The organism is Clostridium sp. (genome assembly GCF_040797585.1).
Taxonomy (GTDB): domain Bacteria; phylum Bacillota; class Clostridia; order Clostridiales; family Clostridiaceae; genus Clostridium_Z.
In genome coordinates this window covers 1-13,320 of sequence record NZ_JBFNEO010000065.1, presented here as the reverse complement: position 1 = coordinate 13,320, position 13,320 = coordinate 1, and the positions used below count along the sequence as shown (strand labels likewise).

Sequence of the window (13,320 nt, the reverse complement as noted above, 5' to 3'; positions counted from 1 at the left end):
GATATATAATCTTTATAAAGGCTAAATGCCGTTGACAAAAAAAATGTGAAATGTTATTTTAAATTCATAGTCGTTAGCACTCGTTACATGTGAGTGCTAATAAATGAGGTGATACCATGGAAATGGATGAAAGAAAAATAAGGATTCTTCAAGCTATAATAAGTGACTATATAGGTAATGGTGAACCATTAGGTTCAAGAACCATAGCAAAGAAGTATGATTTAGGTATAAGCTCGGCGACTATAAGGAATGAGATGGCAGATCTTGAGGATATGGGATACCTAGAGCAGCTTCATACATCTTCGGGAAGGAAACCTTCTGATAAAGGATATAGGCTTTATGTAGATAAGTTAATGCCACAGGAAGTTTTAACCATAGAAGAAGAACTTAGGATAAAGGGGTATTTAATAGATGCTACTTTATATGAAGTTGATAAGATTTTAAAACAGGCAGTGGGAGTTCTTTCAGAGCTTACACATTTAACCTGTGTTCTTAAGAATCCTTCAGTTAACAAGAGTCGTATTAAGTCTCTTCAGCTTTTATCTATAGATATTAATAGCTTATTAGTAGTTATGGTTACTGATAGTGGTATAATAAAAAATAATTTAATCAGAACACATAGCGTACCAAGTTCTGATATACTGCTTAAAATATCTAAGGCTCTGAATGAAAGAATTAGAGATTTAACCATAGAAGAAATTAATCTTGAGGTTATAAATAACCTAAAAAAAGATTTAAGGGGATATGATGATATATTTAATGCTATAATACCTTCAATATATGAAACTCTAAGAGAAAGTGAAAAACTTGAGGTTTATACAGAAGGAACAGCTAATATATTTAATTATCCAGAGTTTAATGACATAGATAAAGCAAGAGAGTTTTTATCATTACTTTCTAATAAGGACTTAGTAAATAATCTTATAAACACAGAAGGAGACTTAACTATAACAATAGGTGAAGAAAACTATATTAAAGAAGCTAAAGATTGTAGTATAATATCTGCTTCTTACAATATAGGGGATACTTCTCTTGGTAAAATTGGTCTTATAGGGCCTACAAGGATTCCTTACTCTAAGATAATGTCCATAGTGGCAAAGGTAATGAAAGAACTTAATGATAGCTTAAGACAATATAGGGATTATTAGGAGAAGGAGTGTAACCATGAAAAATATGGATAAAAAGCATGAAACTCAAGAAGAATTAAAGAATAATGAGAACTTACAAAATGAGGGCTTCGAAGAAGTAGAAGAGTGTAATAACTGTGAAGAGAATAATGAGTTAAAGTTAAAGGGTTCTATAAAATCCTTAGAGAATGAAAATAAAAAGCTTGAAAATGAATTAGAAGCTTTAAAGGATAGATTACTTAGAACTAATGCAGAATATGAAAACTTTAGAAAAAGAACAGTTAAAGAAAAAGAAGGAATTTACACAGAAGCCTGTGAGGATGTATTAAAAAACATACTCCCAGTTATAGATAATTTAGAAAGAGCTGTTACAATAGAAGGCAGCGCTGAAGATATAAAAAAAGGTGTAGAGATGACATTAAAGGCATTTAATGATGCTTTTGATAAACTAAATGTAGAAGAGATAGATACTAAAGGGGAATTCGATCCTATATTACACAATGCAGTAATGCATGTTGAGGATGATTCATTTGGAAAGAACTCTATTGTTGAGACTTTCCAAAAGGGATATAAAAGAGGAGATAAAGTATTAAGATATAGCATGGTTAAAGTTGCTAATTAATAAAGAAATTTAAGGAGGTACAAATTATGGGAAAAGTAATAGGAATTGACTTAGGAACAACTAACTCTTGTGTTGCAGTTATGGAAGGTGGAGAACCAGTAGTTATAACAAACTCAGAAGGAGCGAGAACTACTCCATCAGTAGTTTCATTCCAAGCAAATGGAGAAAGATTAGTAGGGCAGGTAGCAAAAAGACAAGCAATCACTAATCCAGATAAAACAATAATGTCAATAAAGAGACATATGGGAACTAACCATAAGGTTAATATAGATGGCAAGGATTATACACCACAAGAAATATCAGCTATGGTACTTCAAAAGATAAAAGCAGATGCAGAGGCTTATCTTGGAGAGCCTGTAACTCAAGCTGTTATAACAGTACCAGCTTATTTTAATGATAGTGAAAGACAAGCAACTAAAGACGCTGGTAAAATAGCAGGTCTTGAAGTGTTAAGAATAATAAATGAGCCAACAGCAGCATCTTTAGCTTATGGAATAGATAAAACAGAAACTACTCAAAAGATATTTGTTTATGACTTAGGTGGTGGTACTTTCGACGTATCAATACTAGAACTTGGAGATGGAGTATTTGAAGTTAAGGCTACAAATGGAGATACAGCTTTAGGTGGAGATGACTTTGACCAAAAGGTTATAGACTATATAGCAGAGACTTTTAAATCAGAAAATGGAATAGATTTAAGAAATGATAAGATGGCTCTTCAAAGATTAAAAGAAGCAGCAGAAAAAGCTAAGATAGAGCTTTCATCCTCAACTCAAACAAATATAAACCTACCATTTATAACAGCTGATGCTACAGGTCCAAAGCATATAGACCTTAACTTAACAAGAGCTAAGTTTAATGAACTTACTCATGATCTAGTTCAAAGAACAATAGAGCCTATGAAGAAGGCATTAGCAGATTCTAGTCTTTCTATGAGTGATATAGATAAGATAGTACTTGTTGGAGGATCTACAAGAATACCAGCAGTTCAAGAAGCTGTTAAGAACTTTACCGGAAAAGAGCCTTCAAAGGGAGTAAACCCAGATGAATGTGTTGCAGTAGGAGCTGCTATACAGGCAGGAGTATTAACTGGAGATGTTAAGGATGTATTACTTCTAGATGTTTCACCATTAACTCTTGGAATAGAGACTTTAGGAGGAATAGCTACTCCATTAATAGAAAGAAATACAACAATACCAACTAGAAAGAGTCAAGTGTTCTCAACAGCAGCTGATGGTCAAACATCCGTTGAAATTCACGTAGTTCAAGGTGAAAGACAAATGGCTACTGACAATAAGACTTTAGGAAGATTTACTCTATCTGGAATAGCGCCAGCTCCAAGAGGAATTCCTCAAATAGAAGTTACTTTTGATATTGATGCTAATGGATTAGTTAATGTTTCTGCTAAGGATAAGGGAACAGGTAAGGAAGCTAACATAACAATAACAGCTTCAACTAACCTTTCAGATGATGAAGTAGATAAGGCTGTTAAAGAAGCAGAAATGTATGCTGAAGAAGATAGAAAGAGAAAAGAGTCTATAGAAGTTAAGAATAATGCAGACCAATTAGTATATCAAACTGAAAAGACTTTAGGAGAACTTGGTGATAAGGTATCAGCAGAAGATAAGGCTAAGATAGAAGCTAAGGTAGAAGAACTTAAGAAGATTAAGGACGGAGATGACCTAGAAGCTATAAAGAAGGCCACAGAGGAGTTAACTCAAGAATTCTATGCAATATCTTCAAAGATGTATGAAGCAGCAGGTGGAGAGCAAGGATTTGATCCAAACAACATGGGTGGAGCTCAAGGAGAAGCACCTGGAGCAGGCCCACAAGGAGACAATGTTGTAGATGCTGATTTTAAAGTAGATGACAAATAATTAAATTCATAATATATTAAATAGGGGAAGGCGTAGTCTTCCCCTAATTTAAAGTGTAGGTGGTGAAGGTATGGCTAAAAGAGATTTTTATGAAGTACTTGGCCTTGAAAAGGGTGCTAGTGATGATGAGATAAAGAGAGCGTTTAGAAAATTAGCTATTAAATACCATCCTGATAAGAATCAAGGAAACAAGGAAGCGGAAGAGACATTTAAAGAAATTAATGAAGCTTACCAGGTTTTAAGTGATCCAGAGAAGAAGTCAAGATATGACCAATTTGGTACGGCAGACTTTGATGGTTCAGGATTCGGAGGATCAGGATTTGGTGGCATGGATTTTGATCTTGGAGATATCTTTGGAGATATTTTCGGAGGCTTCGGTGGAGGTAGAAGGAAAAAGGGAGGTCCAGAGCGTGGAGCTGACCTTGAATATAATATGACTTTAACCTTTGAAGAAGCTGTATTTGGAGTAAAGAAAGAAGTATCAGTAACTAGAAGTGAGGGTTGCGATACTTGTAAAGGTAGTGGAGCAAAGGCAGGAACATCTCCAACTACCTGTAATAAGTGTAGCGGAAGTGGACAGATAAGGGTTCAAAGACAAACTCCTCTTGGAGCTTTTGCCACAGTATCAACCTGTGATAAATGTGGTGGAAAAGGAAAGATAATTTTAAATCCATGTGGAACCTGTCATGGAACTGGTAAGGAAAGAAAGAAAAGGACCATAACAATAAATATTCCAGCAGGAGTAGATACGGGTAATGTTATGCCTTTAAGAGGACAGGGAGATCATGGAACCCAAGGAGGGCCTCCAGGAGATTTATATGTAGGTATAAATGTTAAGCCTCATAAAACATTTAAGAGAAAAGGCTTTGATATTTATATGGATGCACATATATCTATGGCAAAGGCAGCTCTTGGTACTGAGATAAAGGTTCCAACAGTAGATGGAGATGTAACCTATGAAGTACCTCAAGGAACTCAACCTGGAACTATTTTTAGACTTAAAGGAAAAGGTGTTCCTAGAATAAACTCTACTGGTCGTGGAGATCAATATGTTAATGTTGTGGTAGAGGTACCTAAGAACCTAAATGAAAAACAAAAAGAAGCATTAAATATGTTCCTTGAGGCTAGTGGAGATGCATCTGGTGAGAAGGAAGGTTTCTTTGAAAAACTGAAAAAAAAGCTTTAATATACTAAAGGCTTAGTCTTTTAATTTTAAGAGACTAAGCTTTACTCTATATAGACATAATTATAGAGAGAGGGTAAAATATATTAAGTATATGTAATAGGATAGAAAATAATTTTGGAAGGATTGATTACATGAAGGGAACTTGGATAGAAGTAAAAGTTATAACAAAGTCTGAGGCTTTAGAAATAATACAAGGAATATTTTACGGATTAGATGTTAAAGGTGTTGCTATAGAAGACCCTAATGATATGTTGGAGAGAGAGGAAGGTCCATTAACTTGGGACTTTGCAGATATAAATATATTAGAACATAAGGGTAAAGCTGCTATGGTAAAAGCATATTTTTCCCTTGAAGATAATATAGAAGAAATTATAGATTATATAAAAGAAAAACTTGAAGAAATAAAGTCTATGGGTGTAGATATAGGTGAAGGTACTTTAGAATACCAAAAGGTTAATGAGGAAGATTGGGCAAATAACTGGAAAAAATATTATAAACCAACTAAAGTTGGGGAAAATATAGTAATTAAGCCTATATGGGAAGAGTATGAAGGAAAGCAAGATGAAATGGTTATAGAACTGGATCCGGGAATGGCTTTTGGAACAGGAACCCATGAAACTACAAGAATGTGTATAGAAGCTCTTGAGAAATATACAAAGGAAGATACAGTGGTATTTGATATTGGAACAGGATCAGGAATACTTGCTATAGCGGCAGCTAAACTTGGAGCTAAAAATGCTTTAGGGGTAGACCTTGATCCAGTAGCTGTGGAGTCAGCTAAAGAAAATGTAGAATTTAATAATTTAAATAATATAGAAATTCTTGAAGGTAATCTTCTAGATGTGGTAGAAGGTAAGGCAGACTTAGTTGTAGCTAATATAATTGCAGAGGTTATATGTATATTAGTAGATGACGTTAAAAAGGTATTAAATAAAGAAGGGTTATTTATAACATCAGGTATTATTCACGAAAGATGTGATATGGTTATAAATAAACTTGAAGAGTCTGGATTCCAAGTTGTTGAAGTTAATAAAGATGGGGAATGGAACTGTATAATAGGTAAAATAAAATAGTTTAAGGAGAAATGTTTATGCATAAATTTTTTACAAGCAGTGAATTAGTAAATGAGATTTATGCCACCATAGTTGGAGATGATGTTAAACATATATACAAGGTATTAAGATTAAAGGTGGGAGACCAGGTAATTATAAACAATGGACTTTCAGAAGAATATCTTGGAGAAATTGAAGAGATAACTAAGGAAAAGGTTAATGTAAGGATTATAAAGAAACATGAAATACATAGTGAGAGTAAAGTTAATATTACTTTATTTCAGGGCATGCCAAAGGCAGCTAAAATGGATTTAATAGTGCAAAAGGGAACAGAACTAGGGATAAATACATTTATTCCTATAATAACATCCAGGGTAGATGTGAAGCTTAAAGGAGAATTTAAAAAGCTAGATAGGCTTCAAAGGATTGCCCTTGAAGCTTGTAAGCAATGCAAAAGAGCAAGAGTCCCAAAGGTCTTAGAACCTCTAGATTTTCAAGAGATGTTGAAGGAATTAGAGGAAATGGATTTAGTAATAGTCCCTTATGAAAATGCTAATGGCTATGGAATGAAACAGCTAGCAAAAGAGGTATCAAAAGAGAATATTAAGAATATAGGAATAATTGTAGGACCAGAAGGTGGATTTGAAGAGGAAGAGATTGACACCCTTAAAAGTATAAATGCTCATATTGTAACCTTAGGTCCAAGAATACTAAGGACAGAAACTGCAGGTTTTGTATGTACTTCCCTTATACAATATGAGTTTTCAGATTTAGGAGGAATAATTTAATGAAGGTAGCATTTTCAACTTTAGGATGTAGAGTAAATGTCTACGAATCAGAGGCAATGACAGAGAAATTTATAAGAGAAGGTTATGAGGTTGTAGATTTCTCTGAGGTGGCGGATGTTTATGTAATAAATACATGTACAGTTACTAATATGGGAGATAAAAAATCAAGACAAGTCATAGGAAGAGCTAGAAGGCTGAATAATGATGCTGTAATAGCAGTGGTTGGATGCTACTCCCAAATAGCGCCAAAGGAAGTAGGAGATATTGAAGGAGTAGATGTGGTTCTTGGAACTAGAAATAAAGGGGAAATAGTATACTGGGTAAACAGACACCTAGATGAAAAAGTACAAATAGTTCAAGTTGCTGATAATATAATAAAGAATAATGTGTTTGAAGATCTTAATATTGAAGAGTTTAAAGATAAGACAAGAGCATTTTTAAAGGTACAAGATGGATGTAATAGATTCTGTAGCTATTGCTTAATTCCTTATGCAAGGGGAGGAGTTTGTAGTAAAAAGCCAGATAAAATAGAAGAAGAGGTTAAAAAGTTAGCATACCATGGATTTAAAGAGATTATACTTTCAGGAATACATACAGCATCCTATGGAGTGGACTTAGAGGGAAATATAACTCTTGTAGATGTTTTAGAGAGAATAGAAAAGATAGAAGGTATAGAGAGGGTTAGAATAGGTTCTATAGACCCTAACTTCTTTACAGAGGATGTTAAAAATAGAATAGTGAACCTTAAGAAACTATGTCCTCATTTTCATCTTTCCCTTCAAAGTGGTAGTGATGGAACCTTAAAAAGAATGAATAGAAGATATACTGCTAAAGAATATGAGGATATAGTAACTATGCTTCGTGAAGCTTTTGATGATACCTCAATAACCACAGATGTTATAGTAGGATTCCCAGGAGAAACAGAAGAGGAATTTAAGGAAACTTATGAATTTTTAAAGAGAGTAAAGCTCTCTAAAACTCATGTCTTTAAATTTAGTCCTAGAAAGGGCACCCGTGCTGCTACTATGGACAATCAACTAGATGGTAATATTAAAGAGGAAAGAAGTAAGGCTTTAATTGAGCTAAATAGTAAGAATGAGAAAGAATTTATGGAAATATTCTTAGATTCTGAAACGGATGTTCTGTTTGAAGAAGAAACAAGTGAAAAAGGCTTTTATTCGGGATATACAAGAAACTATGTAAGAGTAGTAGTTCCTTCTGAGGATTCCTCTATAGTTGGAAAGATACTTAAGGTTAAGATAAAAGATAGCAGGAATGAAGTATTAATTGGAGAATTAATATAATTAATAGTAGATTAATTATTCTCACGGTTCTACATGGTAAATAAAATTATTATATTTAAAGTTAAAATAAGTATCTATAAGATTAAGACTTAGAGATATCTATTATAAATTTTAATCTTAGGTATTTAGTAAAAGGAGGTGAAATTAAGTGGATAATTGTTTATTCTGTAAGATAATAAAGGGAGAAATTCCATGTTCGAAGGTTTATGAAGATGATAATGTATTAGCATTTAAAGATATAAGTCCAGAGGCACCAGTTCATATTCTTGTTATACCTAAGGAACATATAAAGAGTGCTAATGAAATAAATGAAAAAAATTCGCAGATAGTAGCACACATATTTACTGTTATTAATAAAATAGCAGAAGAGCAAGGAATAAAGGAAAATGGATATAGAATAGTAAATAACTGTGGAGAGCATGGAGGCCAAACTGTAGAGCATATTCACTTCCACGTTTTAGGTGGTAGAAATCTAACTTGGCCACCAGGTTAAAAATAATATAATGAAATTCTTGACAGCACACAATTTACTGTTATATAATTAGGTGTGTGCTATTGAGAGCCCACAAGCTGCAATTTTTATAGATATAGAAATTGAGCTAGCGGAGGGAGGGATAGTAAATGTCAGAGATAAGAGTTGGAGAAAATGAAACATTAGAAAGTGCATTAAGAAGATTCAAGAGAAAATGCGCTAGAGCTGGAGTTCTTTCAGAGGTAAGGAAGAGAGAACACTACGAAAAGCCAAGTGTAAAGAGAAAGAAAAAATCAGAAGCTGCTAGAAAGAGAAAGTTCAAGTAAGAACTTCTTTATAGAAGAAGGTAAAGCTATGCCAATTAATAAAACGTTAAGAACTTACCTTCCCCAGCAGTTAAATCTAGGAGAACTTATAATAACCATAAATAAGAAAGCAGCTTGTTAAGTGGGTGCTAATAGCATAATTTATATGGTAAATTTATATGATTGTATTTTAGTAATATAAATGCAGTGATATTTTGTAAGTTCGATAAATAGAATATTTGAAATAATAAGCAAAAGAACTCACCATTGTGAGTTCTTTTTTCTCTGTCCATTTTTAGTAAAATAAATATAATAAAACATAATATAGTTATACATCCCTATATTTTAGTCATTAATTTAAGAAAGTTCTCATAAATTAATATGAAAATATTTTTAGGGGTGAGAGGATGGAAGGGAAATTAAGAAGAGCCAAGGAGCATATAGCAGAAACCTTAGAGATTCCCAGTGATGTAATTTTAGATCTTCCAAGAATAATAATAACTTCTAATAAAGAAATAACCATAGAGAACCATAAGGGTATTATAAAGTTTGAAGATAGGATTATAAAGCTTAATTCAAAGATAGGGTTTATAGTCATAGAGGGAAGAGATTTCGAGATAGTTTTTATGGGAGGAAATACCTTGATTTTAAAGGGGACATTTAAGTCAGTGGTATATGAAGGTCATGACAAAATTTGATTTTATAAAAAGAGGTCTTATTACTATAGAGATTCAGAGTCTTTCTCCCGAAAACTTTGTTAATATCCTTTGGCGTGAAGGTGTAAGAATAAAAAATGCAACTAGATTATCTAGAGCTCACTGGGTAATGGATGTAGATCCATTAGACTATTCTAAGGTGAAAAAGTTATCAAAAAACTATAAAATAAAAATAAAAATATTAAAAACTAAAGGTATCATAAGCTATCTTATTATGATAAAGAGTAAAGCATCTTTATTTATTGGAGGAATGATATTCCTAGTACTTATATATGGGTATTCGTTATTCATTTGGGACATAGATATAGAAACGGATAAGTATGTATCACCCTATGAGGTAAGGCAACATTTATCTTTAGAGGGGATTAAACCAGGTATGCTTAAGAGTAGAATAAATGTATATGATATAGAAAAAAGATTAATGGAATTAGATTCAAGGATAATGTGGGCAAGGGTAAGGTTTGAAGGATCACATTTTAAAATAAAAATAGAGGAGAGGCAAAATCCTCCAAAGCTATCACAGGAGGAAATAAGTGGAGATATGATAGCAAAGATGGATGGAGAAATCTTAAGAGTGTACACAACCAGTGGAACAGCAGCGGTTGAAAAGGGAGATATAGTAAAAGCAGGAGATGTGGTAATAAAGAGTGTACAAGGTAAAGAGGGAAACACTTATGAAACTAAGGCAGAGGGAGAAGTAATTGCAAAGACTTTTTACGAGGATGAGGAGGAAATTCTTTTAAGGGGAGTAAAGAGAGAAAGAACAGGAAACAAGGCTAAAAGCATATATATAGAGTTATTTGGAAAGAAACTTTATCTTAAAAAAGGGGAGGATAAATTTGAAAAATATGATAAAATAGAAGAGAGTGGGAAGATATTAAAGAAAACTTCTTATTATGAAGTTAAAGAAAACAACTTTGAGCTTAGTGAAGAAGAGATAATATATAAAAAGAGTAATGAAATGGAAGAGAACATAAAAAAGAATTTAGATAAAAGCTCTAAGGTATTAGATAAAATTATAAACAAGTCTATAGAAGGCGATACACTAACCATAAAAGTTGTTTTTGTGGTGGAACAGAATATAGCAGAGAAACCCACTAATTAATTAAAAAGAGGGTGATAATCTTGACGATAAAAGGAAAAATTAAAGGATATAGAGTATACAATAGAATACTAATATTTATATTTACCTTTATAGTTTCCTATGTACTTATAATGACCTCTTTGGTGACAAAGAAATATTCCCTAAGCCCGGGAGAAATAGCAAAGGTAAATATAAAAGCCACAAAGGAAGTTATCGATAATAAAGCAACCCAAAGCAAAATAAAACAAGTTGAGGAAGAGGTAAAAAACCAATATACTCAGAAACCAGAAGTTAAGAAAACTGCTATGGATAATTTAAAAGAATTCTTTTCAAAGTTAACCTCTGCAAAAGAACTTCAAAAGGATGAAGCAGAGAAAGTTGCTATGGTAAGAGGGGCTAATGATATATATATAAGTGATGAGGAAATAGTATCTTTATTAAAGCTTTCTTTAGAGGATTTAAAAAAGCTAGAGACTCTTGTATTAGATATAGCCAATCAAGTTTATGATGGGACTATAACAGAAGGAAATAAAGAAGATATTAAAAAGGCCCAAGATTTTATATCTAATAAACTATCAACGAGTAAATTTTCCAAAGGAATAAGAGAAATTGCTTTTAACATAATAAATTATCAATTAAAGCCAAACTTCTTCTTTGATAAGGAAAAAACAGAGGAGCTTAAAAAACAGGCAGTTAAGAACGTGCAGCCAGTTATGATACAAAAGAATCAGATAATTGTAAAAGAAGGAGAACCTATAACAGAGGCTCAAATAGATATATTAAGTGATTTAGGGCTGTTAAACGATAGTGGACTTGACTTTTATATTTATATAGGTCTAGGGGTATTTATAGCATTGATTCAGTTTATCCAGTGGTTCTTTTTGAACAAATATTTTAATGATACATTCAATGACACAAGTAAGCTTATTTTAATTAGCATAGTTAATCTAGCCTCTTTGGCTCTTGCAAGAACCTTAAGTATTATATCACCATATTTAATACCTATTGCATGTGCTCCTATGCTATTAACCTTACTTTTAAATTATAAGATATCTTTAACTATAAGTGTTTTAAACTCTATACTTATAAGTAGTATAGTAGACTTTAATGTTGAGATAACATTAATTGCAATACTTAATGGTATTTTAGGAGCTATAGTGATAAGAAAAATGCAGCAAAGAAATGATATTCTTTATTCTGCACTTTATATAGCCATAGTTAATATGATTCTTACCTTTACTATGGGAATACTTCTTTCTAATAATGTACTAGAGGTAGTTAAGAAATCAGGGTTTACAGGAATAGCCAGTTTAATATCCGCAGTGCTTACTATTGGATTTTTACCTTTCTTTGAAAGTACCTTTGATATAGTCACTGTGGTTAAGCTACTAGAGCTATCTAATCCTAATAATCCATTACTAAAAAAAATACTTATGGAAACACCAGGAACATATCATCATAGTATATTAGTTGCAAATCTTGCGGAGGTTGCAGCAGAAGAGGTAGGAGGAAACCCAGTTCTTGTAAGAATAGCTGCATATTATCATGATGCAGGTAAAACTAAAAGACCTTATTTCTTTAAGGAGAATCAAATCAATAGGGAAAATCCTCATGATAAGATAACTCCTAACTTAAGTACTCTTATAATAACTTCTCATGTTAAGGATGGCCTTGAAATGGCGAAAGAACATAATCTTCCTAAGGTTATACAGGATATAATTGTTCAGCATCATGGTACTACATTAGTAAAATATTTTTACTATATGGCAAAGAATAATGCAGAGAATCCAGAGAGTATTAAGGAAGAAGACTTTAGATACCCAGGTCCTATACCTCAGACTAAGGAAGCTGGAATTGTAATGCTTGCAGATGGAGTAGAAGCAGCGGTAAGATCTATAAAAGATCCAACTCAGGGTAAAATAGAAGAAATGGTAAATAATATAATTAAGGATAAATTAAATGATGGTCAACTTGATCATTGTGATTTAACCTTAAAGGACTTAGATAGGATAAGAAAGGCATTCTTAAATACATTGAATGGTATATATCATAGAAGGATAGAATATCCTACAGAAAGTAAGAAGCAGAATAAGGGAGAATAAGAATGATATACTTTGAAAATGAGCAAGATTTAATTAACATAGACGAGGAATTTAAAAATCATATTTTAAAAACCATAGATTTTGCTTTAGAAGAGGAAATGGTGAATATTCCTTATGAAATATCACTATTATTTGTAGATAATGAAATGATTAGAGAAATAAATAGGGAGCAAAGAAATATAGATAGGGCTACAGATGTTCTGTCTTTTCCACAACTAAATTATGCTAAAGATAAGGTTTTTAAAGATGTTTATCTAAATTATAACTTTTCTAAGGTGGACTTAGATGGGGAAAACTTAGTCCTTGGAGATATAGTTCTATCTCTTGAAAGATCAATGGAGCAAAGTATAGAGTATGGACACTCATTTTTAAGGGAAAGTTCCTATTTAGTAGTTCACTCAGTTCTCCATCTTTTAGGATATGATCATATGGAGGATGAAGAAAAAGCTAAAATGAGATTTAGAGAAGAAGAGATATTAAAAAAGTTAGATATAACTAGAGAAGTATAAATGAGAAATAAAATAATTAATCAAAGATTTTTAAAGATATCTTAAAATATATAAGGAGAGTATCTTTTAGAATAACTTAGATGTTACATTAATTTATTTTATAATTTCTAAAAATAAATTAATTATTTACTAATTATTTTGTGAAAATGAGTAATAATAAAAAAGCCCTTTAGGGC

Annotated in this window: 13 protein-coding genes; all 13 read left to right on the top strand. The window is 32.3% G+C overall.

The window, feature by feature from the left end; translation table 11 throughout:
* Window positions 1-116 precede the first annotated feature (116 nt).
* The 13 genes from hrcA (at window position 117) to ybeY (ending at window position 13,144) form a co-directional block, all read left to right on the top strand.
* Window positions 117-1,148 (top strand): heat-inducible transcriptional repressor HrcA, encoded by a 1,032-nt coding sequence (gene hrcA / locus AB2369_RS06155; RefSeq protein WP_367665600.1) that lies wholly within the window; start codon window positions 117-119, stop codon window positions 1,146-1,148.
* Window positions 1,149-1,164: 16 nt separating this feature from the next.
* Window positions 1,165-1,749: a nucleotide exchange factor GrpE gene (gene grpE, locus AB2369_RS06150; protein ID WP_367665599.1), complete on the top strand. Its 585-nt coding sequence runs from the start codon at window positions 1,165-1,167 to the stop codon at window positions 1,747-1,749.
* 26 nt (window positions 1,750-1,775) lie between these two features.
* Entirely contained in the window at window positions 1,776-3,626 is a 1,851-nt protein-coding gene (gene dnaK / locus AB2369_RS06145) for a molecular chaperone DnaK (protein ID WP_367665598.1), read from the top strand.
* 70 nt (window positions 3,627-3,696) lie between these two features.
* Window positions 3,697-4,812 (top strand): molecular chaperone DnaJ, encoded by a 1,116-nt coding sequence (dnaJ, locus tag AB2369_RS06140; RefSeq protein WP_367665597.1) that lies wholly within the window; start codon window positions 3,697-3,699, stop codon window positions 4,810-4,812.
* 131 nt (window positions 4,813-4,943) lie between these two features.
* A complete protein-coding gene (gene prmA / locus AB2369_RS06135; protein WP_367665596.1) occupies window positions 4,944-5,885 on the top strand; it encodes a 50S ribosomal protein L11 methyltransferase in 942 nt (313 codons plus the stop codon).
* 17 nt (window positions 5,886-5,902) lie between these two features.
* A complete protein-coding gene (locus AB2369_RS06130; protein WP_367665595.1) occupies window positions 5,903-6,652 on the top strand; it encodes a 16S rRNA (uracil(1498)-N(3))-methyltransferase in 750 nt (249 codons plus the stop codon).
* A complete protein-coding gene (gene mtaB, locus AB2369_RS06125; RefSeq protein WP_367665594.1) occupies window positions 6,652-7,956 on the top strand; it encodes a tRNA (N(6)-L-threonylcarbamoyladenosine(37)-C(2))-methylthiotransferase MtaB in 1,305 nt (434 codons plus the stop codon). Before AB2369_RS06130 ends, mtaB begins: the two co-directional genes overlap by 1 nt.
* A 148-nt stretch (window positions 7,957-8,104) precedes the next feature.
* Window positions 8,105-8,449: a histidine triad nucleotide-binding protein gene (locus tag AB2369_RS06120; protein ID WP_367665593.1), complete on the top strand. Its 345-nt coding sequence runs from the start codon at window positions 8,105-8,107 to the stop codon at window positions 8,447-8,449.
* 128 nt (window positions 8,450-8,577) lie between these two features.
* Window positions 8,578-8,754, top strand: a complete 177-nt coding sequence (rpsU, locus tag AB2369_RS06115) for a 30S ribosomal protein S21 (protein ID WP_021801013.1) — start codon at window positions 8,578-8,580, stop codon at window positions 8,752-8,754.
* Window positions 8,755-9,140: 386 nt separating this feature from the next.
* On the top strand, window positions 9,141-9,431 hold the full coding sequence (gene yqfC / locus AB2369_RS06110; RefSeq protein WP_367665592.1) for a sporulation protein YqfC: 291 nt from the start codon (window positions 9,141-9,143) through the stop codon (window positions 9,429-9,431).
* Window positions 9,418-10,554 (top strand): sporulation protein YqfD, encoded by a 1,137-nt coding sequence (yqfD, locus tag AB2369_RS06105; protein ID WP_367665591.1) that lies wholly within the window; start codon window positions 9,418-9,420, stop codon window positions 10,552-10,554. The genes yqfC and yqfD overlap by 14 nt, the downstream gene beginning before the upstream one ends.
* Window positions 10,555-10,664: 110 nt before the next feature.
* Entirely contained in the window at window positions 10,665-12,635 is a 1,971-nt protein-coding gene (locus AB2369_RS06100; protein WP_367665601.1) for an HD family phosphohydrolase, read from the top strand.
* Window positions 12,636-12,637: 2 nt separating this feature from the next.
* Window positions 12,638-13,144, top strand: a complete 507-nt coding sequence (ybeY, locus tag AB2369_RS06095; RefSeq protein WP_367665590.1) for an rRNA maturation RNase YbeY — start codon at window positions 12,638-12,640, stop codon at window positions 13,142-13,144.
* The last annotated feature ends 176 nt before the right edge of the window (window positions 13,145-13,320 follow it).